The 19747-nt window shown below is 68.0% G+C and carries 20 protein-coding genes; 15 read left to right on the top strand and 5 right to left on the bottom strand.

What is annotated here, in order from left to right:
- Positions 1 to 225: 225 nt before the first annotated feature.
- From AC3DE2_RS10075 to AC3DE2_RS10065, 3 genes are all read left to right on the top strand, one after another.
- Positions 226 to 2205, top strand: a complete 1980-nt coding sequence (locus AC3DE2_RS10075; protein WP_488426052.1) for a UvrD-helicase domain-containing protein — start codon at positions 226 to 228, stop codon at positions 2203 to 2205.
- 201 nt (positions 2206 to 2406) lie between these two features.
- A complete protein-coding gene (locus AC3DE2_RS10070) occupies positions 2407 to 2784 on the top strand; it encodes a hypothetical protein (RefSeq protein ID WP_295377534.1) in 378 nt (125 codons plus the stop codon).
- On the top strand, positions 2781 to 3332 hold the full coding sequence (locus AC3DE2_RS10065) for a DinB family protein (protein WP_488426051.1): 552 nt from the start codon (positions 2781 to 2783) through the stop codon (positions 3330 to 3332). Before AC3DE2_RS10070 ends, AC3DE2_RS10065 begins: the two co-directional genes overlap by 4 nt.
- A gap of 459 nt (positions 3333 to 3791) precedes the next feature.
- On the opposite strand, the gene AC3DE2_RS10060 is transcribed toward AC3DE2_RS10065, so the two are convergent.
- On the bottom strand, positions 3792 to 4466 hold the full coding sequence (locus AC3DE2_RS10060) for a YceH family protein (RefSeq protein WP_488426050.1): 675 nt from the start codon (positions 4464 to 4466) through the stop codon (positions 3792 to 3794).
- Positions 4467 to 4577: 111 nt separating this feature from the next.
- On the opposite strand from AC3DE2_RS10060, the gene AC3DE2_RS10055 reads away from it, so the two are divergent.
- From AC3DE2_RS10055 to plsB, 4 genes are all read left to right on the top strand, one after another.
- On the top strand, positions 4578 to 5480 hold the full coding sequence (locus AC3DE2_RS10055; protein ID WP_295382646.1) for a 5'-nucleotidase, lipoprotein e(P4) family: 903 nt from the start codon (positions 4578 to 4580) through the stop codon (positions 5478 to 5480).
- Positions 5477 to 6205: an orotidine-5'-phosphate decarboxylase gene (gene pyrF / locus AC3DE2_RS10050; RefSeq protein WP_295382645.1), complete on the top strand. Its 729-nt coding sequence runs from the start codon at positions 5477 to 5479 to the stop codon at positions 6203 to 6205. The genes AC3DE2_RS10055 and pyrF overlap by 4 nt, the downstream gene beginning before the upstream one ends.
- Positions 6206 to 6621: 416 nt before the next feature.
- The gene (locus AC3DE2_RS10045; protein WP_488426049.1) at positions 6622 to 7560 is read left to right on the top strand and encodes a hypothetical protein; all 939 of its coding nucleotides are present in this window, start codon (positions 6622 to 6624) and stop codon (positions 7558 to 7560) included.
- Between the two features lie 139 nt (positions 7561 to 7699).
- Positions 7700 to 10354: a glycerol-3-phosphate 1-O-acyltransferase PlsB gene (plsB, locus tag AC3DE2_RS10040; protein WP_295382643.1), complete on the top strand. Its 2655-nt coding sequence runs from the start codon at positions 7700 to 7702 to the stop codon at positions 10352 to 10354.
- Positions 10355 to 10378: 24 nt separating this feature from the next.
- On the opposite strand, the gene AC3DE2_RS10035 is transcribed toward plsB, so the two are convergent.
- Positions 10379 to 11068 (bottom strand): N-acyl amino acid synthase FeeM domain-containing protein, encoded by a 690-nt coding sequence (locus tag AC3DE2_RS10035; RefSeq protein ID WP_295382642.1) that lies wholly within the window; start codon positions 11066 to 11068, stop codon positions 10379 to 10381.
- 215 nt (positions 11069 to 11283) lie between these two features.
- Complete coding sequence (locus AC3DE2_RS10030) at positions 11284 to 11493, bottom strand: YdcH family protein (protein ID WP_295382649.1); 210 nt, start codon at positions 11491 to 11493, stop codon at positions 11284 to 11286.
- Between the two features lie 66 nt (positions 11494 to 11559).
- On the opposite strand from AC3DE2_RS10030, the gene ttcA reads away from it, so the two are divergent.
- The 4 genes from ttcA to AC3DE2_RS10010 all read left to right on the top strand — a co-directional run bounded on the left by ttcA (position 11560) and on the right by AC3DE2_RS10010 (position 15166).
- Positions 11560 to 12483, top strand: coding sequence for a tRNA 2-thiocytidine(32) synthetase TtcA (gene ttcA / locus AC3DE2_RS10025; protein ID WP_488426048.1), 924 nt, complete (start codon positions 11560 to 11562; stop codon positions 12481 to 12483).
- A gap of 64 nt (positions 12484 to 12547) precedes the next feature.
- Positions 12548 to 13453, top strand: a complete 906-nt coding sequence (locus AC3DE2_RS10020) for a recombination-associated protein RdgC (protein ID WP_295382640.1) — start codon at positions 12548 to 12550, stop codon at positions 13451 to 13453.
- A gap of 334 nt (positions 13454 to 13787) precedes the next feature.
- Positions 13788 to 14573, top strand: coding sequence for a M48 family metallopeptidase (locus tag AC3DE2_RS10015; RefSeq protein WP_295382639.1), 786 nt, complete (start codon positions 13788 to 13790; stop codon positions 14571 to 14573).
- Positions 14574 to 14656: 83 nt separating this feature from the next.
- The gene (locus tag AC3DE2_RS10010; RefSeq protein WP_295382638.1) at positions 14657 to 15166 is read left to right on the top strand and encodes a hypothetical protein; all 510 of its coding nucleotides are present in this window, start codon (positions 14657 to 14659) and stop codon (positions 15164 to 15166) included.
- Positions 15167 to 15313: 147 nt separating this feature from the next.
- On the opposite strand, the gene AC3DE2_RS10005 is transcribed toward AC3DE2_RS10010, so the two are convergent.
- Together AC3DE2_RS10005 and hemH are read right to left on the bottom strand one after the other, a co-directional pair.
- Positions 15314 to 16159, bottom strand: coding sequence for an alpha/beta fold hydrolase (locus tag AC3DE2_RS10005; RefSeq protein WP_488426151.1), 846 nt, complete (start codon positions 16157 to 16159; stop codon positions 15314 to 15316).
- A 2-nt stretch (positions 16160 to 16161) separates the two neighbouring features.
- Positions 16162 to 17124 (bottom strand): ferrochelatase, encoded by a 963-nt coding sequence (gene hemH, locus AC3DE2_RS10000; protein WP_488426047.1) that lies wholly within the window; start codon positions 17122 to 17124, stop codon positions 16162 to 16164.
- A gap of 201 nt (positions 17125 to 17325) precedes the next feature.
- Here hemH and AC3DE2_RS09995 point away from each other — a divergent pair, with 201 nt between their 5' ends.
- The 4 genes from AC3DE2_RS09995 (at position 17326) to tatC (ending at position 19690) form a co-directional block, all read left to right on the top strand.
- A complete protein-coding gene (locus AC3DE2_RS09995) occupies positions 17326 to 18198 on the top strand; it encodes a lipid-binding SYLF domain-containing protein (RefSeq protein ID WP_295382647.1) in 873 nt (290 codons plus the stop codon).
- Between the two features lie 93 nt (positions 18199 to 18291).
- Positions 18292 to 18519, top strand: a complete 228-nt coding sequence (gene tatA, locus AC3DE2_RS09990; protein WP_295382636.1) for a Sec-independent protein translocase subunit TatA — start codon at positions 18292 to 18294, stop codon at positions 18517 to 18519.
- Positions 18520 to 18537: 18 nt separating this feature from the next.
- Positions 18538 to 18933 carry a Sec-independent protein translocase protein TatB gene (tatB, locus tag AC3DE2_RS09985; protein ID WP_295382635.1) on the top strand — a complete coding sequence of 132 codons (396 nt, stop codon included), beginning with the start codon at positions 18538 to 18540 and terminating at the stop codon, positions 18931 to 18933.
- On the top strand, positions 18914 to 19690 hold the full coding sequence (tatC, locus tag AC3DE2_RS09980; protein WP_488426046.1) for a twin-arginine translocase subunit TatC: 777 nt from the start codon (positions 18914 to 18916) through the stop codon (positions 19688 to 19690). The genes tatB and tatC overlap by 20 nt, the downstream gene beginning before the upstream one ends.
- The last annotated feature ends 57 nt before the right edge of the window (positions 19691 to 19747 follow it).

Raw genomic sequence — 19747 nt, 5'->3', positions numbered from 1 at the left:
CACATGACAATTGGAAGGAGACCACGGGCGCCGGCGGCGCCCCATCGGAATCGTCCGAAAGCCACGCGAACCGGGATGCCGGTCGGGTGTGTCGCAGCGGCGCGGGCATGGCGCATGCCGACGCCACCCCGCCGATGCGGGGCCGGATGTCAATGTGAAAATTTTCTGTTTCAAGCCGTCCCGGGCGCCGATGCGGGGCGGGCTTGGCCCTACAATAGCGCCCCCATGCAAGGCCTCAACCCTCCCCAACGCGCCGCGGTCCAGCACGTGCACGGACCGCTGCTGGTGCTCGCCGGCGCCGGCAGCGGCAAGACACGCGTGATCATCGAGAAGATCGCGCACCTGATCACCTCGGGGCGGATGCCGGCCAAGCGCATCGCCGCGATCACGTTCACCAACAAGTCCGCCAAGGAAATGCGCGAGCGCCTGGGCAAGCGGCTCAAGAGCGACGTGACCGACGGCCTGACCGTGTGCACCTTCCACGCGCTGGGCTTGAAGTTCCTGCAGATCGAGCACGCGGCGGCGGGGCTGAAGCGCGGCTTTTCCATCTTCGACGCCGACGACGCGGCCGCGCAGATCAAGGATCTGATGACCGGCGCCAAACCCGATGCCATCGACGCGGCGAAAAACCTGATCTCGCGCGCCAAGAACGCCGGCCTCTCGCCCGAGGAGGCGATGGCGGCCGCGCGCAGCGCGCGCGAGCAGGAGGCCGCCAGCCTGTATGCGCGCTACCAGGCGCGCCTGTCGACGTTCAACGCGGTGGACTTCGACGATCTGATCCGCCTGCCGGTGCAGATCCTGGAAGGCAACGAGGACATCGCCAAGGCCTGGCGCGAGCGCATCGGCTACCTGCTGGTGGACGAGTGCCAGGACACCAACGACGCCCAGTACCGCCTGCTGAAGCAGCTGGCCGGCCCGCGCGGCGATTTCACCTGCGTGGGCGACGACGACCAGAGCATCTACGCCTGGCGCGGCGCCAATCCGGACAACCTGCTGGAGATGGCCAAGGACTATCCCAAGCTGGAGATCATCAAGCTGGAGCAGAACTACCGCTGCTCCAACCGGGTGCTGCGTGCCGCCAATACGCTGATCGCCAACAATCCGCACGAACACCTGAAGAAGCTGTGGAGCGATCAGCCGGACGGCGATCGCATCCGGGTGTGGGAATGCCGCGACAGCGAGCACGAAGCCGAGAAGGTCGCCGCCGAGATTGCCTTCCTGCACACGGCCCGCGAGGCGCCGTGGAGCGATTTCTGCATCCTGTTCCGCGGCAACCACCAGTCGCGGGTGCTGGAGAAGGCGCTGCAACTGCTGCGCGTGCCCTACCATCTGACCGGCGGCACCGCCTTCCTGGAACGCCAGGAAGTGAAGGACGCGCTGTCGTGGCTGCGGCTGGTCGCCAATCCGGACGATGACACCGCGTTCCTGCGCGCGGTGCAGTCGCCCAAGCGCGAAGTCGGCACCACCTCGCTGGCCAAGCTGGCGGAAATGGCGCAGCACGCGGGCATGCCGATGTCGCGCGCGGCCGAGTCGATGACCGTGCTGAAGGCGCTGCCGGCGCGCGCGGCCAACGGCCTGAGCGCGTTCAACGACGTGATCCGGGATCTGCGCGATCACACCAAAACGTTGTCGGCCAAGGAACTGCTGCTGCGCCTGGTCGAGCGCTCCGGCCTGCTGGCCGACCTGCGCGCGCAGAGCAAGGATCAAGCCGGCTTCGAACGCCGGCGCGCCAACCTGGACGAACTGGCGGACTGGTTCGACGGCGGCCCGCGTGGCGGCAACGTCGGCGATCTGGCCGCGCAGCTGGCGCTGCTGTCGCGCAACGACAAGGACGACGGCGGCAACCAGGTGCGGCTGATGAGCCTGCACGCAGCCAAGGGCCTGGAGTTCCGTTACGTCTTCATCGTCGGCTGCGAGGACGGCGTCCTGCCGCACGAGATCAGCGTGGAGGAAGGCAATCTGGCCGAGGAACGCCGCCTGATGTACGTGGGCATCACCCGCGCCAAGCAGGCGCTGTGGCTGAGCCACAGCCGCGAGACCCGCCGCTTCGGCGAACGCATCCGGCTGATGCCCAGCCGCTTCCTGGACGAACTGCCCGCCGAGGAACTGCAACGCGACGGCGCCGATCCGGTCGCCGACGCGGAGCGCAAGAAGGAACGCGCCAGCGCGGGGCTGGCGGCGATCCAGGCGTTGTTTGACAGCTGAGTTCCGCCCCTTTTGCAAAGGGGGCTGACGGCAACGCCTGCCGCCCGGGATCTGCTTCTCTCTTCCCTTGCCATTCGGCGATCGAAATGCGCCTGAGGGGATTTGCCGTATCGGCTGAATGATCGGCTTGTTCCCGACATACGGTGGACGTCCACCCACTCACCTCGCTAGGCTTGCGCGCAGTCCCTCGCAGGTGTCGCCATGACCCGTTCCAGTCCCGTCTGGTTGCCGATCGGATTCGTCATCGCGCTGATCGGTGTCGGCTTCAAGTATTGGCAGTTGCCCGCCGATCAGGCGGCCCTGCCGGCCGCGCTGTATACCCCCGGGCTTGCCGCCGTGGCGGTGGTGGCGATGCTGCTACGCGCTTTCGGGACCGGGCGCTTCCTGCGCATCTGGTTGTGGGCGGCCATTGCGGTGCCTGTCGCGGTGGTCCTGCGGCATCTGCTGGTGGAGCAGGTCGCGGCGGTGCCCTGGCCACGGGAATTGTCGATCGCGACCCTGCTCGGCCTGGGCGCCTCGCTGATCGGCACCGCCATCGGCAGCCTGCTGCTGTTGCGCTCCAGCCGGCGTCCGCAATGAGCGATCTGGCGGCCGCGTTCCGGCTGCTGGCCGGCTACAACCGCTGGATGAACGAACGGCTGTACGCGCTGGCCTCGGAACTGCCGGCAGCGGATGTGTTCGCCGATCGTGGCGCGTTCTTCGGTTCCATCTTCGGCACCCTGAGCCATCTGGTAGTGGCCGATACGATTTGGCTGAAGCGCTTTCGCCAGCACGCCTCGCGATCGGAAGTGCTGGCTCCGATGGACACGCTGGAAGTGCCGCGGGCGCTGGATGCGCGACCGTGCGCGGATCTGTCGTCGCTGCGCGCGTGGCGGGAGTGGCTGGACGCCATCATCGTGACCTGGGTGGAGACGCTTGATGCGGCGACCCTCGCGGTGCCGCTGGACTACCTGAACCTGCGCGGCGATGCGTTCCGGCGCCCGCTGGACGGCACGCTGCTGCATTTCTTCAACCACCAGACCCACCATCGCGGCCAGATCACCACGCTGTTCGCGCAGATGGGCGTGGACGTGGGAGTGACGGACCTGTTCGTGCGGGTGCCGGATCTGTCCGCCGTGGATCGGTGAAGCCGACGGGAAGGCAGCTTCGCGCCAAGCGCCGGGATCTCTCCAAGAGCAAATCCCCCGTCGCCTTCGGCGCCCGCCCCCTTTTTCAAAGGGGGCTATCCACGGCTGCCTTTCGCATGAATCCGCTTTTGCTTTCCCCTTTGCAAAAGGGGGATTGAGGGGGATTTGCCCTTGGCGCGAAACGCAAATCCCCCGTCGCCTTCGGCGCCCGCCCCCTTTTTCAAAAGGGGGCTATCCACGGCCGCCTACGCATGAATCCGCTTTTGCTTCCCCCTTTGCAAAAGGGGGATTGAGGGGGATTTGCCCTTGGCGCGAAACGCAAATCCCCCGTCGCCTTCGGCGCCCGCCCCCTTTTTCGCTTTCAACAGCCGCATGGCTGGTCAAGGGGGCTATTCCATGGCTCCCTTTCGCATGAAGCTGCTTTGCTTCCCCCTTTTGGCAAAGGGGGATTGGGGGGATTCAAGCTTCGCGCTGCGCGAGCAACTGCGCGATCTGTTCCTGCAAGGTGGCCACGTCTGCTTCCAGCGCCTGCACCCGTGCTTCGAGATCCGACGCGTTCGATGCGGGGGCGGCCGGCATGCGCGCGGCGATGGCGGCGACGTCCACCGCGCCGGACAACAGGTGCATATAGCGATCCTCGCGCTGGCCCGGGCCACGCGGGATCTGCACGACCAGCGCGGGTTGGCGCTGGGCGAGACGGTCCAGGTGATGGCGCAGATCGTCGGCGTCGGCGAATTTCGCCAGCCGCTCGCCACGCGCGAGCAGTTCGTGGAGGGTCTGCGGACCGCGCAGCAGCAGCAGGCCCAGCAGGGCGACTTGTTGTTGCGGCAGGCTGAAGTGGTTGCCGGTGCGATGTTCGTAACGTTCCGCGCGCGAGGAGAACACCTGTCGCGCCAGTCCCTTCTGTTCCAGCGCGCGCAGGCCGCGGTTCACTTCGCCCGGTTCCAGGTTCATCACCGGATCGCGGGCGGTCTTCTGGTTGGCCGCGGACTGGGCGGCGTTGACGGTCAGCGGGTAGACGTCGGGGGTGGTGGCTTCCTTCTCGATCAGGCAGCCCAGCAGGCGGGCTTCGGTGGCGTCGAGAATCGGGGCCGGGGCGATGGGTTCGGAAGAGAAATCGGATTCGGTGCTCATGCCGCTCAGGATACCGTCCCGACGCGGCAATCCCGCGTCGCGGATGCGGCCGAAAAGCGGCTGAAACCGGGCTCGGCTAAAATCGCGCCACTTCTGTTCGATGGAACCGCGATGCGTCCTGCCCTGCTGACGGCCAGCATACTGGCCTCCCTTCTGTCCCTGTCGGCCTGCAAGCGCACCGAGGCGCCGGCCCCGGCCGCCCCCGCGGAAGCGCCGAAGGCCACCACCACGCCTGCCCAAGGCTTCCACGACAACCTCAACGCGGTGGCCTGGGTGCAGACCTCGGTGGAGTACAAGGCGCTGTCCGAACAGAGCTACCGCGCCGCGGCCGATCACCTGGACGCGGCGCTGAAGGAAAAGCACTGGGACGCACTGGTGCCGGACGAACGCGGCAACGCGGCCACTGGCCTGAAGCCGGCGGTGGTGATGGACGTGGACGAGACCGTGCTGGACAACTCGCCCTACCAGGCGCGCCTGATCCGCGACGGCAAGGAATACGACGAGGTCAGCTGGGACCAGTGGGTGGCCGAGAAGAAGGCCAGGCCGGTGCCGGGCGTGGTCGATTTCGCCAAGGCGGCCAACGCCAAGGGGGTGACCGTGCTGTACATCTCCAACCGCGCGGTGCACCTGAAGGAAGCCACCCTGGCCAACCTGCGCGCGGTCGGCCTGCCGGTCGCCGACGACAGCGTGTTCCTGGGCCTGGGCACGGTGGTGGAAGGCTGCGAGCAGAACGGCTCGGAAAAGAACTGCCGTCGTCGCCTGGCCGGGCAGAAGTACCGGGTGCTGATGCAGTTCGGCGATCAGATCGGCGACTTCGTGCAGGTCGAGGTCAACACGCCCGAGGGCCGACAGAAGCTCTACGACGAGTACGAGGACTGGTTCGGCGAGCGCTGGTGGATGCTGCCCAACCCGACCTACGGTTCCTGGGAGCCGGCGCTGTTCAACAATGACTGGGCGCAGCCGGCCGTGGCCCGCAGCCAGGCCAAGCGCGCCGCGCTGGACGTGGCCCGATGAGCGCGCGTCCGCTGCAGTTGGACACCCGCGAGCGGCTGATCGTCGCGCTCGACGAACCCTCCGGCGCCGAAGCGCTGGCCTGGGTGGATCGGCTGGGCGACGCCGTCCGGTTCTACAAGATCGGCATGGAACTGCTGGCTTCGGGCGACTACTTCCGGGTCCTGGACGAACTGGCCCGGCGCGAGAAGAAGATCTTCGTGGACCTGAAGTTCTTCGACATTCCGGCCACCATCGCCGGCGTCATCAAGGGCCTGTCCCGCTGGCCAGTGAACTATTGCACCCTCCACGGCTGGCACGCCGGGATGATGGAGGCCGCCGCGGCCGCCCGCAGTGGCGACCTGCGCCTGCTGGCGGTCACCGTGCTGACCTCGATGGATGGCCATGATCTCAAATCCATGGGTATCGACGGCGAACCTGCGGACATCGTCGTCCAACGTGCGTTGGCCGCACAGGCCGCGGGCATCGATGGCGTGATCGCCTCGGGCCAGGAGGCCGGCGTCATCCGCGCCGCCACCGGTCCGGGTTTCGACATCGTCTGCCCGGGCATCCGTCCGGGGGGGCCGGTGGGCGATGACCAAAAGCGCACGGTGGGCGTGGCCGAGGCGTTCCGCCGGGGCGCGGACGCGATCGTGGTCGGCCGTCCGATCCGGCAGGCCGCGGATCCGCGTGCGGCGGCCGAGGCGATTCAGGTCGAGATTGCAGATTCAATCAATAAAATCAAATAGTTGTCTGATATTTATTCAGGTATTGCTTTAAATGTGGGCCAGCGCTAGTCTGTGCGCCATCCGGCTTCGGCCGGACATGTGCCACAACACATAGTCCTCCGGCTTCGGCCGGCTTCAGGAGGCAGGCGGTTCCCTTCCGGGATCGCCGCCTCCTTTTTTATTGCGCCAGAAGCAAATCCCCCTCAATCCCCCTCAATCCCCCTTTTTCAAAGGGGGAGGCAAAAACGGGCTCATGCGGAAGACCACCGTATCGATAGCCCCCTTGACCAGCCATGCGGCTGTTGAAAGCGCAAAAGGGGGCGGGCGCCGAAGGCGACGGGGGGATTTGCTCCTGCCGCGGAAAACAGGACCGACGTCCCTTGCTCCGATCGCCACGGACCGGCCAAGATGCGGCCCGACTTGGGGAAGTCCTGCCGATGCCTATCGTTCCGACCTCGCGCCGTGCCTTGCCCGTGCTGGCAGCCTTGCTGCTGGCGGCAACGCTGCTGGGCGCCTGCAAGCGCGAGCCGGAAGAACTCGCCGGTGCCACCAGCGAGCCCGCCGCCGCCGTGCGGGAGTTGGTGAACCATCTGCGCCGCGACGATCTGGCCGGCTTCGCCCGTGCCGCGGTGCCGCCGGCGGACTATGGGGTGCTGGAAACCGCCTGGCGCGAGGACCGCAGCCGCTGGCCGCTGACCGAGCTGCCATTGAGCCGGCAACTGGTGCCGATGCTGGCGGCACTGTCCAAACCGGGTTCGGAACAGGCGCTGATGCGCGATTTCAACCGCCAGTTCGCCCGCCAGGACAAGGATCTGCGCGATGCCGCCCGCTCGCTGGGCCTGTTCGGCGTGCAGTACCTGAAGAAGGAAGGCGACTACACGCCCACCCAGCGGGTCCATTACACCCAGGTGGTCCAGACCCTCAGCCAATGGGCGCAGGACGCACCACTGGCGGACCCGGCGCTGGCGCGCAATACCATCAACCGGATGGCCGCCGCCGCGCGCAAGGCCGGGCTGGCCAGCGAGGAAGATCTGCGCGAGGCCGGGATGGACGGCAGCCTGCGCCGGCTGGCGCCGGTGTTCGCCGAAACCAAGGCGAGTTTCGCCCGCTACGGACTGCCGCTGGAGACCACCTTGGCCGACCTGCGCACCGGCCTGGTCGAACAGACCGGCGATCGCGCCACCGTGCGCATCCACTACCCGCTGGGCAATCGCGAGATCGACAGCCAGGTCAGCCTGGAGCGGCGGGACGGCCGCTGGTACCTGAGCGACTACCTGCGCGCGGCCGAACGGGCCCGGCCCCCGGCGCCTCCGGCGGAACCGCCTGTCGAGCCCGAACCCGCCAACGCCGCACCGTCGATCACCGCCCGCCGATAACCGCGCCGTTCCCTGCCAGACCGCTCCGCCCGGTGCCGGCCCCCCGGACATGCCGGACCACGCGCGCAAGCTCGCGCCTGGTGGCCGCTGCCCGGCCCCGGCGGGAGCGCTTTCCAGCCTGACAGGCCCGTGCGCCATAATGCCGCCGATGCCAGAACAGAACCCCCTGCCGTTCCCGGAAGCCCCCACCCCGACGCCGCCGGACAAGAAACCGGAGGCGCCGCGCGAGCCGGCGTCCGAATCCGCTCCCCCTGGCCGTCCGCCGGTGCCGGCGCCGCCCGTGCGCGCCTCGCGGCGGCCCTTGTGGGCGCGCCTGCTGGGCCGCCTGGCCGACCCTTGGCTGGCCCTGCGCATCGAACCGGAGGCACCGCGGGAAGTCGTGGACGGACGCCCGGTCTGCTACGTGCTGGAGGACTACGGCCTGTCCAACGCGCTGATCCTGGACCGCGCCTGCCGTGACGCCGGCCTGCCCTCGCCGCTGGAACCGCTGCCGGTGGGCGGCGACCCGCTCGGCCGCAAGCGCGCCTACGTGGCGCTGTCCCGGCGCAACGCCAGCACCCTGATTCCCGACCAGATCAGCGCCAAGACCCATTCCGGATCGCTGGCCAAGCTGCTGGAGGCGCACCGCGCCAATCCCGAACTCGACGTCCAGCTGGTGCCGGTGTCGATCTTCGTCGGCCGGGCCCCGGACAAGCAGAGCGGCTGGTTCTCGGTGCTGTTCTCGGAAAACTGGGCCATCGTCGGCCGCTTCCGCCGGCTGCTGGCGATCCTGCTGAATGGCCGGGGCACCATCGTCCGTTTCGCCCCGCCGGTGTCGCTGCGCGACACCGTGGCCGAGGGGCTGGATCCGGAACGCACGGTGCGCAAGCTCTCGCGCGTGCTGCGCACCCACTTCCACCGCATCCGCGAAGCCATCATCGGCCCGGATCTGTCCACCCGCCGCCTGCTGGTGGACCAGGTGCTGGCGTCCGAGCCGGTGCGCGAAGCGATCGCCGAACAGGCCAGGCGCGACAAGAGCAAGCCCGAGGACGCCTGGAAGAAGGCGCATGCCTACGCCTGGGAAATCGCCGCCGACTATTCCAATCCGGTGGTGCGCTCGGCCAGCTTCCTGCTCTCGCACGTGTGGAACCAGATCTACGACGGCGTGCTGGTCCATCACCTGGACAAGTTCAAGGAGGCCGCGCCGGGCCACGAAGTGGTCTACGTGCCCTGCCACCGCAGCCACATGGACTACCTGCTGCTGTCGTACCTGCTGTACGAACGCGGCATCGTGCCGCCGCACATCGCCGCCGGCATCAACCTCAACCTGCCGGTGGTCGGCACCATCCTGCGCAAGGGTGGCGCGTTCTTCATGCGCCGCAGTTTCCGCGGCAACCCGCTGTACTCGGCGGTGTTCACCGAATACGTGGCGCAGCTGGTGTCCGGCGGCTATTCGCTGGAGTACTTCATCGAAGGCGGGCGCTCGCGCACCGGCCGGCTGCTGCCGCCCAAGGGCGGCATGATCTCGATGACCGTGCGCGCGTTCCTGCGCCAGCCGCGCAAGCCGGTGCTGTTCCAGCCGGTCTACATCGGCTACGAGAAGCTGCTGGAAGGCAACAGCTACCTGGACGAACTGAGCGGCCGGCCCAAGGAGAAGGAATCCATCTGGGTGCTGCTGTGGAACATCCCCAAGGTGCTCAAGCAGAACTACGGCCAGGTGGTGGTCAACTTCGGCGAGCCGATCCCGCTGGGCGAAGTGCTGGCCGAACATGCGCCGGAGTGGGACGGCAAGCCGGTGTCCGAGGATGAAAAGCCGGCCTGGCTGTCGGACACCATCGACACCCTGGCCCAGCGCATCCACGTCAACATCAACCGCGCCGCCGACGTGAACCCGATCAATCTGCTGGCGCTGGCGCTGCTGTCCACGCCGAAGCACGCGATGGGCGAAGTGGATCTGATCGCCCAGATCGAACTGTCCAAGTCGATGCTGGCGGATCTGCCGTACTCGGATCGGGTGACGGTCACCCCGCATTCGCCGGAGCGGATCATCGCCCACGGCGAGGAGATCGGCGTGCTCCGGCGCATCAAGCATCCGCTGGGCGACGTCATCAGCTTCGACAGCGACGACACCGCGGTGCTGATGAGCTACTACCGCAACAACGTGCTGCACCTGTTCACCGCCTCGTCGTGGATCGCGTGCTGCTTCCAGAACAACCGGCGCATGAGCCGCGCGGGCGTGCTGCGCTTGGGCCGCGGCCTGTACCCGTTCCTGCAGGAAGAGCTGTTCCTGCCGTGGAGCGAGGACGAGTTCGTCGAGCGCATGGATCGCACCGTCGACGTGTTCATCCGCGAGGGCCTGCTGCAGCAGGTCAACGAGGAAGACGGCGGCATCCTGGCGCGCAGCGCCGGCCAGACCGACGAGGTGTTCCGCCTGCGCGCGATCGGCCATTCGCTGCAGCAGGCGTTCGAGCGCTACTACATCGCGATCTCGGTGCTGGTGAAGAACGGCCCCGGCAAGCTCGGCGCGGCCGAACTGGAAAGCCTGTGCCAGCAGGCCGCGCAGCGACTGAGCCTGCTGTACGCGCCGGCCGCGCCGGAATTCTTCGACAAGACGCTGTTCCGCGGCTTCATCCGCAAGCTGCGCGAGATCAAGCTGGTGTGGCCGGACGAGAACAGCAAGCTGGTGTTCGACGAACGCCTGGATGCCTGGGCCAAGGACGCCAAGGTGATCCTGGGCCGCGAACTGCGCCACACGATCGAACGCGTCAGCCCGGAAGCGGCGGCGCCGGCGGAGCCATCCGCGCCGGTGGAGTGATCCGCGGCCGGCGGCCGCGCGCGGTCAGTTGAGGTGGCCGAAGCTGCGCGCCAGCCAGGCCTTGGCCGCCGCGCCGGCGGCCGGGTCCTCCACCAGATCGCGCAGCGGCGAGCCGCATTCGCCCAGGTGCGCGGCATCGTCGATCACCAGCGCCATCCGCAGCAGTTCCGCGCCCCCGGCCAGGATCGCCGGCGGCAGGTACTCGCGGAAGCCGTAGTGCTCGAAGGCGTCGATCAGGAACGGTTCGCAGGCCACCAGCCAGAAGCGGATGCCGTTGTCCTGGGCCCAGCGGTAGGTGCCCTCCATCAGCCGGTCGACCACGCGCTTGGCGCGCTGGTCGGCCTGCACCGCGAAACGGGTTCCCACCGCCACGCTCTGCGGCGGCCAGGCGCGGGCGAAACGGTCGACCTGGAACAGGCTGCCGTATTCCACCTGCACGGCCGGCGAGCCGAAGTCGTGCAGCCGGAGCGTGGCCACCGCCTGCGGCCCGACCTCGACCACCACGGTGGTGCCGCTGCCATCCAGCCCGTCGGCGATGCGCTTGCCGCGGCCATCGGGCCGGCCGCGTTCCAGGAAATACACTTCGCGGCGCAGGCGCTGCACATCGCCCAGCGCTTCGCCGGGGGCGATGCGGCGCACCCGCAGCGGGCCCGTGGCCACGCCCGGGTCGCGCGGCGGGATCCGGCCCGCAATGGCTTCGTTTTCCTGGTTCATGCGGCCCTGGCCACGTCCTGCTCGCCCGAAATGGGCACCTGTTCACAGAAATGAAGCAAGCATCGGGCCAACTCCCGCCAGATCCCGGGATTCCCCGTGGGCGGGGCCTGCCGCCGCGCCTACCCGCCGAAACCGGCGCTCGGCCACGGCGCCAGGTGACGCGACGCGTCAGCTTCGGGCGGGATGGGACGCGCGCGGGATGCCCGAAGGCGGGGTCAGGCCGGCTCGTCGGGGATCAGCGCGCTCTCGAGGCGGGCGATGCAGTCCTTCAACCAGAGCTTGCGCTTCTTCATGCGCTTGATGGCGACTTCGTCGGTTTCCGGGTCGCTGGCCACCCATTGGGCGATCGCTTCGTCCAGCTCGCGGTGTTCGCGCCGGAGTTCGGCGATGCGCTGGGCGATGTCGGCGGGATTCTGGGTGTCCACGCAGCGAGCGTACACCGGCCAGGGTTTCGTCGTCATTGCGGTGCGGCCGGTACAATGGCCGTTCGCATGAACGCCATCCATCCCCTGCCCCAGGTCCTCGCCGATCCCGCGCCGCGCGCGTCGGATCCCCGTCGCCATGCCCGCGAACAGGGCAAGCTCGCCAAGCGCCTGCGCCGCCAGGTCGGGCAGGCCATCGCCGACTACGGGATGATCGAAGAGGGCGATCGGATCATGGTGTGCCTGTCCGGCGGCAAGGACAGCTACACCCTGCTGGACATCCTGCTGCAGCTGCAGAAGAAGGCGCCGGTCAACTTCGAGCTGGTGGCGGTCAACCTGGACCAGAAGCAGCCCGGCTTCCCGGAGCACATCCTGCCGGACTACCTCGAATCGATCGGGGTGCCCTACCGGATCCTGGAACAGGACACCTATTCGGTGGTGTCGCGGGTGGTGCCGGAAGGCAAGACCATGTGCTCGCTGTGTTCGCGCCTGCGTCGCGGCGCGCTGTATTCGCATGCCGAGGAACAGGGTTTCACCAAGATCGCGCTGGGCCACCACCGCGATGATCTGGTGGCCACCTTCTTCCTCAACCTGTTCTTCCACGCCAAGCTGTCCGGCATGCCGCCCAAGCTGCGGTCCGACGACGGCAAGCACGTGGTGATCCGGCCGCTGGCCTACGTGCGCGAATCGGACATCGAGACCTATGCGGAAGCAAAGGCCTTCCCGATCATCCCGTGCAACCTGTGCGGCAGCCAGGAAAACCTGCAGCGCAAGCAGGTCAAGAAGATGATGGATGCCTGGGAACGCGAGTCCCCCGGCCGCGTCGAAACCATCTCGCGCGCGCTGGGCGACATCCGGCCCTCGCAGCTGAGCGATCCGAAGCTGTTCGACTTCCTCTCCCTCGGCCACCGCGACGGCGCGCAGCAAGCCGATGCGCATGCGTGGCTGGCGGGGGAATCACGGGATTCGGGATTGGAGATTGGGGATTCGTAACGCCATCCCCATCTCTTCCGTCTGACCGAATCCCCACTCCCGAATCCCCAATCCCGGCCCCTGAATGTTCTTCCGCAACCTGACGCTGTTCCGCTTCAATCCCTCGCTCGATTTCTCCCAGCTCGATGAACTGCTTCCCGAGGCGCGGCTCAAGCCGGTCGGGCCGCTGGAGCTGTCCTCGCGCGGCTTCATCTCGCCGTTCGGGCGGGGCGAGGAAGCGCTGTCGCATCGCATCCACGACGCCATCTGGCTGAGCGTCGGCGGCGAGGACAAGATCCTGCCCGGCGCGGTGGTCAACGACCTGCTGGCGCGCAAGCTGGAGGAAATCGAGGAAAAGGAAGGCCGCAAGCCCAGCGGGCGCACCCGCAAGCGGCTGAAGGACGATCTGCTGATGGAGCTGCTGCCGCGCGCCTTCGTCAAACCCTCGCGCACCGACGCGCTGCTGGACCTGGAACACGGCTTCGTCGCCGTGGACAGCTCCTCGCGCAAGAGCGGCGAGAACGTGGTCTCGGAAATCCGCCGCGCGATGGGCAGCTTCCCGGCCCTGCCGCTCAATGCGGAAATCGCGCCGCGCGCGATCATGACCGGCTGGATCGCCGGCGAGCCGCTGCCCGAAGGCCTGAGCCTGGGCGAGGAATGCGAACTGAAGGACGCGATGGACGGCGGCGCGGTGGTCAAGTGCCAGAACCAGGAACTGCAGAGCGACGAGATCGCCAAGCACCTGGAAGCCGGCAAGCAGGTCACCAAGCTGGCCCTGACCCTGGACGATCACGTCTCCTTCGTCCTGGGCGAGGACCTGATCATCCGCAAGCTGAAGTTCCTCGATGGTGCGGTGGATCAGCTGGAGAACACCGAGCGCGAGGATCTGCGCGCCGAACTCGACGCCCGTTTCGCGCTGATGGCCGGCGAAGTGAAGCGCCTGTTCGCGGTGCTGGAACCCGCACTGAAGCTGAGCAAGGCGGACGCCTGATTCGGGATTCGGGATTCGGGATTCGGAAATCGGAAATCGGAAATCGCAGGAGCCTCCGCTTCGACCTCCCCCTTGACCCGCCATTCGGCGGTTGAGAGGCGCCTGTAAAAGGGGGACCGAGGGGGATTCGCTTTCAGCGCCAAGAGCAAACGCTTCTCAACAGCCGCATGGCGGGTCAATCCCCCGCCACCCGCTTCGCGGGCGCCCGCCCTCTTTTTCAAAAGGGGCTTCACTGGGCTTTCCAGGGTGAAGCGTCGGCGCATTGCGCTTGCCCGATCCTCCCTCGTTGCTTCCAGACAGCCGGCAGCGGGGAATTCCATGCGATGCTTTCGCCATGCTTCCCCGCCTGCAACGCCTGATCGCCAAGACGCCCCGCAGCGTCGAGCGCGACGTCGTTTCGTTGCAACTGGACGATGGGCGCCATATCGAGGTGCAGCGGGTTCGTGATCCGCGCGCGCGCCGGCTCAAGCTGAGCGTGGACGAACGCGGGGCGCGGCTGACCCTGCCGATGCGCGCCAGCCTGGTCTCGGGCGAACGTTTCCTGCACGAACACCGTGCCTGGCTGCAGGCGCAACTGGCGCGGCAGATCGGCGCGGACGCGCTGCCCGCGCTGGAGCCGTTCACCACTCTCCACCTGCCGCTGCGCGGGCGCGAGATGCCGGTGGACTGGCAGGAGGCCCGCTATGCCGCCATCCGCCAGGATGGCGAAGCCATCCGCATCCAGTTGCCGGCCCGGCTTGGCGATGCCGCCCTGCGCCGGCACCTGCGCGCGTTCTACGAGACCGAGGCGCGCGCGGACATCAACCGCTGGCTGCCCCGTTATCTGGCGGCGTTGCCGCGCGCGCCCGCGCCGATCCGGCTGAAGATGATGTCCTCGCTGTGGGGCTCGCTGAGTCCGGATGGCGCGATGACCCTGGACCTGTCACTGGTCATCGCCCGGCCCTCGGCGTTCGAATACGTCCTGGTCCACGAGTTGTGCCACCTCATCCATGCCAACCATTCGCACGCGTTCTGGCGCGAGGTGGAGGCCCGGTTCCCGGCCTGGCGCGACGAGCGCGTCTATTTCCATGAACACGGGCGCCGCCTCAAGGCCGGCCTGCGTGCGCTGCTGGCCGGCTGAGGTTTCCGCTATCGTTCCTTCCGGTGACGGACCGGCGTGGACGCCGGGCTCCGTTGATCATCGATGACAAGGAGAAATGCGGAATGCGTGGAATGCTGTTGGTGTGTTGCGTGGCGCTCGCCCTGGCCGGTTGCAAGCAGTCGGCCGAGGAAACCCTGGCCGAGGCGGCCCTGGAAAAGGCGACCGGCCACAAGGTCGATCTCGACGAAGACGGTGATACGGTCACCATCAAGACCGACGAAGGGGAAATGAAGATCAGCGGCGGCGACAACGCCAAGCTGCCCGCCACCTTTCCCAAGGATGTCTACCTGCCGGCCAACTACGCCGTGGAAAGCGTGATGGAAGTGAACAAGGCCCAGCTGGTCGCGCTCAAGGCCCCGGGCGAAGTCGCCAAGCTCTACGCCGACGCGCGCACCGCGATGGAAAAGCAGGGTTGGAAGCAGACCATGGCGATGCAGGGCAGCGCCAACGACGGCCTGCTGGCCTACGAGAAGGAAGGCCGCAAGGCGACCGTTTCGTTCAACGGCGAGGGCGCGGGCGAGCCGGTCTCGATCGGCCTGCAGGTGATGGAAGCGGAAACCGCCGCGCAGTAATCCCCACCATCCGCCGCGCCGTGGCCCCACGGTCGGGGCGGATGCGGGTACCAAAAAAAGCGGCCTTCGGGCCGCTTTTCTTTTCGCCTTCGAAGTGAGCCCGCGTTTGTCGGGAAAGCCCACGCCGGCACGGCGCGCCTGCCGCGCTCAGGACGCAGTGAAGAAATCGCCGATGGCACGCGCCACGCCGGCCGGATCCTCCATGTGCAGATGGTGGGTGCCGGCCATCACGATCAGCTCGCCATTCGGCAGCAGGCGCGCGCGCTGGCTGCGCAACGGCTCGGGGAAATAGGGTTGTGCCGGTTCGGCGAAGATCACCCGGGTCGGGCAACGGATATCGGCGACCAGCGCGGCGATCTGGGCTTCGTCCAGGCGCTGTGGCGTGGGCAGGGTCAGGCGCTGGTCGCTGCTCCAGACGTGGCCACCGTCGACCGGACGGATGCCGCGTTCGACCAGCAGGCGCGCATTGGCTTCGCTCAACTGGTTGGCCTGCATGCGCGCCCGGATCGGCGTGGCGATGTCGGTGAACACGCGCAGGCGCTTGCCCGGCAGCGTGCGCGCGGCGGCGATGGCTTCCTGCCAGCGCGCGGCGGTGCGATCCACCGTTTCCGACAGGCCACCGAGCGCCTCGATCGCCAGCAACCGGCGCACGCGTTGCGGCGAGGACGCGGCAAGCAGGCTGGCGATGCCGGCACCCATCGAATGGCCCAGCAGGCAGAACTCGTCCCAGCCCAGCGCATCGGCCAGGTCCAGCACCGCGTTGACCGCCACTCCGCTGGTGTATTCGGCGCCCGGTCCGATGTGCACGCTGTGGCCGTGCCCGGGCAGGTCCGGCACCACCAGTTCGATGCCCGACAACTGCGCCGACAGGGGCAGGAAGCTGGCCGCATTGTCCAGCCAGCCGTGCAGCGCCAGTACGCGCACGCCGCCCGGTTCGCCGCCGCGCAGCCCGCCGATGCGCCCCATCGCGATACCGGCGGAAAATTCCTCCAGCCTCACGCCGGTTCCCCGGCCACCTGGCGCGCCAGCGCCGCCAGCGCGTCGGCGTGGGCCGGCGCGGCGTTGAGGCAGGGAATGTAGCGCAGCTCGCCGCCCTGGCCGGCGAACCGCTGGACGAAGCCGATGCCGACCTCCTCCAGCGTTTCCAGGCAATCCACGGCGAACCCGGGACAGACCACGTCGACCTTGCGCAGGCCGCGCGCGGCCATCGCGTCGAGGGTGGCGTCGGTGGCCGGTTCCAACCAGCGTTCCTTGCCGAAACGGGACTGGTAGGTCAGGGTCCATTCGTCCTCGCCCAATCCCAGCGCCGCGGCGATCGCGCGGCTGCTGGCTTCGCAGCGCTGCGGGTAGGGATCACCATCGCGGGCCAACCGCTGCGGCAGGCCATGGAAGGAGAACAGTAAGTGCTCGCCGGCGCCGTTGCGCGCACGCCAGTCGCGGATCGAATCCGCCACCGCGCGCACCCAGCCGGCATCGACCGAGTAATCGTCGATCACGGTCAGGTCGAAGCCGCGCGCCTCGCGCGCCAGCACGTCCTTCACCGATTCGGTGGTGGTGGTCGAGTACTGCGGGTACAGCGGCAGCACGATCAACCGGCGGACGCCCGCCTCGCGCAGTTCGCGCAGGCGATCGGGCAGCGCCGGCGGGCCGTAGCGCATGGCGTCGACCACCCGCCAGCGCGGCAGGCGCTGCTGCAGCGCCTCGGCCAGGCGGCGGGTATGCACCGCCAGCGGCGAGCCTTCCGGCAGCCAGATTTGCGCGTACTTGTGGGCCGCGCGCGGACCGCGCAGCGGCAGGATCAGGCCGTGCAGCAGCGGCAACCAGATCCAGCGGCTGAGCTGGACCACGCGGGGGTCCTGCAGGAACTCGCCCAGGTAGCGCCGGACGGCGGGAGCCGTGGGCGCCTCGGGCGTGCCTAGATTGACCGCGATCAGCGCGGTATCGGGTGCGTCGGGCATCCGCGTATTGTGGCAGAGCGCGCCGGCGCGGACCGCTGCTTCCTTTCAATGACGATGTTCGAGCGGGTCGATGGACGGTGCGCGCAAGCCGGAATCCTCAGCGCCGATTCATTCGACTGCACCTATTTTCAATCGGTTGCAGTAAATTTCTGCGAATCCACCTTCGGAGCGCCCATGAAACGCCGCCATTCCCGCCTGCTCATGCTGCCGGCAGCGACCCTGCTGGCCACCGCCCTGTTCGCCGGCCAGGCCCTCGCCGGCCCCAAGGAAGACGAGCGCGCCACCAACGCGGTGCGGGTGCTGGATGAAATCCGCCGCATCCCCGAGGAAGGCATCCCCGACAAGCTGCTGGACGAAGGCCGCGCCATCGTGGTCATCCCCGACACCCTCAAGGCCGGACTGGTGTTCGGCGGCCGCCGCGGCCATGGCCTGATGTCGGTCAAGAACCCCGACGGCACCTGGTCGCAGCCGGTGTTCGTCAAGCTCACCGGCGGCAGCATCGGCTTCCAGGCCGGCGTGCAGTCCTCGGACATCGTGCTGGTATTCCGCAACGACCGGAACCTGGACAACATCGTCAACGGCAAGATCACCCTGGGCGCCGATGCCGGCGTCGCCGCCGGTCCGGTGGGCCGCAACGCGGCGGCCGCCACCGACGGCCAGCTGAAGGCCGAAATCTGGTCGTGGTCGCGCGCGCGCGGCCTGTTCGCCGGCGTGGCGCTGGACGGCGCCGTGTTGCAGATCGATGACGAAGCCAACACCGCGGTCTACGGCGGCGGCAGCACGCCGCGCGCCATCTTCGAAGGCCGGGCCGGGCATCCTTCCGGCGCCGTGGTCGGTTTCCGCGACCAGCTCGAGGAAGTGACCGCCGCCGCCCGCGCCGCGCGCAGCGGCCGGTCCGCACCGGCCCCGGCCGCCACCGTCACCCCGGCGACCGCGGTCGCGCCCGCCAGCACCGCGCCGGTCGCCGAAACCGCGCCGCTGGGCCAAGCCCCGGCCACGGCCCCGGCACAGTCCGGTTTCCAGCCGGTCGCCGAAGGCGAAATCCGCACTGAACCGCTCAACGGCACGCCGTAAAAAAGCGAAAACTCCAGCGCGCGCCCGGGATCTCCGGGCGTGCCTGCGCTATGCTGATCGCCTGAATTTCATTACTCAACGCACGAGAAGACCATGGGCGGTTTCAGCATCTGGCATTGGATCATCGTTCTGGTGGTCGTTCTGTTGATCTTCGGCACCAAGCGCCTGCGCAACGTCGGCCAGGATCTGGGCGAAGCGGTGAAGGGCTTCAAGAAGGGCATGCACGACGAGGACAAGCCGGTCGAACGGCTTGACGATCAGTCGCAGTCCCGCAACAGCGAGTCCAGCACGTCCAAGGATCGCGACAACTCGCAGCAGTAAGCGCGGTCCCCTGCCGCCATGTTCGACATCGGTTTCCCCGAACTGGTGGTCATCGCCATCGTGGCGTTGATCGTCCTCGGCCCCGAGCGCCTGCCCAAGGTCGCGCGTTTCGCCGGCCTGTGGGTGCGCCGCGCGCGCGCGCAATGGCATTCGGTGAAGGACGAACTGGAACGCGAACTGGCCGCCGACGAACTCAAGCGCAGCCTGCGCGACACCGAGGAAGCGCTGCGCGAGACCGAACGCAAGGTCCGCGAGAGCGCGGCGGAGACCGAACGCGAGTTCGACGATCTGCGCGCCTCGGTGAAGGCGCCGGCATCCGCATCGACGCCGGAAGAACCCGAGCCCGCCCCGCCAGCGGACGCGGAAGACGTCCCCCTGTCCCACGGCAGCAGCGATGAACCACGACGCACCTGAGGATCAGGCCGAAAGCAGCCTGATGGGCCATCTGCTGGAACTGCGCACGCGGCTGATGCGTGCGTTGCTGGGCGTGGTGATCGTGCTGGTCGCGCTGCTGCCCTTCGTGAAAACCCTGTACAGCCGGCTCGCGCTGCCGATGCTGAGCCAGCTGCCGGACAACCAGTCCGCGCAGATGATCGCCAACGATCCGACCTCCGGCTTCTTCGCGCCGATCAAGCTGGCCTTCTTCGCCGCCATGTTCCTGACCGCGCCGTGGCTGCTGTACCAGGCCTGGGGTTTCGTCGCGCCCGGCCTGTACCGCCACGAGAAGCGGCTGGCGTTTCCGCTGCTGGTCTCGTCCATCGCGTTGTTCTACGCCGGCTGCGCGTTCGCCTATTTCCTGGTGCTGCCCGGCGTCTTCCACGCGTTGATGATGTTCACCCCGGACATCGTCACCATCGCGCCGGATCCCGGCAAATACCTGGACTTCGTGCTGGTGATCTTCCTGGCCTTCGGCGTGAGCTTCGAGTTGCCGGTGGCGCTGGTGATCCTGGCCCTGCTGGGCTGGGTCACGCCGCAGCAGCTGCGCCAGGGCCGCGGCTACGCGGTGGTCGGCATCTTCATCCTGGCCGCCGTCATCACCCCGCCGGACGTGGTTTCGCAGCTGATGCTGGCGATTCCGATGTGCCTGCTGTACGAGGCCGGCATCATCGCCGCGCAGTGGGTCGCGCCCAAACCCGACCGCGACGATTCGCGCACGCCGCGCGACGCCTGAGCGCGCACGCCTGCGCCTGAATTCCTCTCCACATCGCTGAAGACGGGCGCCGGATCC

The sequence above is a fragment of the Pseudoxanthomonas sp. 68-E7 genome (assembly GCF_057773145.1).
This window is presented reverse-complemented; position numbering and strand designations above follow the sequence as displayed.

Coding starts and splice junctions, on each gene's coding strand:
- AC3DE2_RS10035 (WP_295382642.1), bottom strand. CDS start 11,068: ATGAACCAGGAAAACGAAGCCATTGCGGGCCGGATCCCGCCGCGCGAC.
- AC3DE2_RS10010 (WP_295382638.1), top strand. CDS start 14,657: ATGCGTGGAATGCTGTTGGTGTGTTGCGTGGCGCTCGCCCTGGCCGGT.
- ttcA (WP_488426048.1), top strand. CDS start 11,560: ATGAACGCCATCCATCCCCTGCCCCAGGTCCTCGCCGATCCCGCGCCG.
- tatA (WP_295382636.1), top strand. CDS start 18,292: ATGGGCGGTTTCAGCATCTGGCATTGGATCATCGTTCTGGTGGTCGTT.
- AC3DE2_RS10015 (WP_295382639.1), top strand. CDS start 13,788: ATGCTTCCCCGCCTGCAACGCCTGATCGCCAAGACGCCCCGCAGCGTC.
- AC3DE2_RS09995 (WP_295382647.1), top strand. CDS start 17,326: ATGCTGCCGGCAGCGACCCTGCTGGCCACCGCCCTGTTCGCCGGCCAG.
- AC3DE2_RS10070 (WP_295377534.1), top strand. CDS start 2,407: ATGACCCGTTCCAGTCCCGTCTGGTTGCCGATCGGATTCGTCATCGCG.
- pyrF (WP_295382645.1), top strand. CDS start 5,477: ATGAGCGCGCGTCCGCTGCAGTTGGACACCCGCGAGCGGCTGATCGTC.
- AC3DE2_RS10065 (WP_488426051.1), top strand. CDS start 2,781: ATGAGCGATCTGGCGGCCGCGTTCCGGCTGCTGGCCGGCTACAACCGC.
- tatB (WP_295382635.1), top strand. CDS start 18,538: ATGTTCGACATCGGTTTCCCCGAACTGGTGGTCATCGCCATCGTGGCG.
- plsB (WP_295382643.1), top strand. CDS start 7,700: ATGCCGCCGATGCCAGAACAGAACCCCCTGCCGTTCCCGGAAGCCCCC.
- AC3DE2_RS10020 (WP_295382640.1), top strand. CDS start 12,548: ATGTTCTTCCGCAACCTGACGCTGTTCCGCTTCAATCCCTCGCTCGAT.
- AC3DE2_RS10075 (WP_488426052.1), top strand. CDS start 226: ATGCAAGGCCTCAACCCTCCCCAACGCGCCGCGGTCCAGCACGTGCAC.
- AC3DE2_RS10055 (WP_295382646.1), top strand. CDS start 4,578: ATGCGTCCTGCCCTGCTGACGGCCAGCATACTGGCCTCCCTTCTGTCC.
- AC3DE2_RS10045 (WP_488426049.1), top strand. CDS start 6,622: ATGCCTATCGTTCCGACCTCGCGCCGTGCCTTGCCCGTGCTGGCAGCC.
- tatC (WP_488426046.1), top strand. CDS start 18,914: ATGAACCACGACGCACCTGAGGATCAGGCCGAAAGCAGCCTGATGGGC.
- hemH (WP_488426047.1), bottom strand. CDS start 17,124: ATGCCCGACGCACCCGATACCGCGCTGATCGCGGTCAATCTAGGCACG.
- AC3DE2_RS10060 (WP_488426050.1), bottom strand. CDS start 4,466: ATGAGCACCGAATCCGATTTCTCTTCCGAACCCATCGCCCCGGCCCCG.